Origin of the sequence: Streptomyces sp. NRRL S-1022, assembly GCF_000720135.1 — a bacterium.
Taxonomy (GTDB): Bacteria; Actinomycetota; Actinomycetes; order Streptomycetales; family Streptomycetaceae; genus Streptomyces.
On the sequence record NZ_JOIU01000198.1, the window covers coordinates 1 to 267 of the forward strand.

A 267-nucleotide genomic window follows, 5' to 3' on the forward strand; every position below is an offset into this window, starting at 1 on the left:
CCCACAGGGTCCCCCCTGCAGTACCATCGGCGCTGTGAGGCTTAGCTTCCGGGTTCGGAATGTAACCGGGCGTTTCCCTCACGCTATGACCACCGAAACACTATGAAACTGTCGAACTATGCCGCACCACGCTCTGTGAAACGTGGGGCCGTTCGTGGTTTCAGAACCAACACAGTGGACGCGAGCAACTGAGGACAAGCCCTCGGCCTATTAGTACCGGTCACCTCCACACGTTACCGTGCTTCCAGATCCGGCCTATCAACCCAG

2 rRNA genes are annotated in these 267 nt (G+C 58.1%); both read right to left on the minus strand.

Features of this window, described 5'->3' with window-relative positions:
• Positions 1-97, minus strand: a 5S ribosomal RNA gene (rrf, locus tag IG05_RS44075); the annotation flags it as partial.
• Positions 98-190: 93 nt separating this feature from the next.
• Positions 191-267, minus strand: a 23S ribosomal RNA gene (locus tag IG05_RS0141530); the annotation flags it as partial.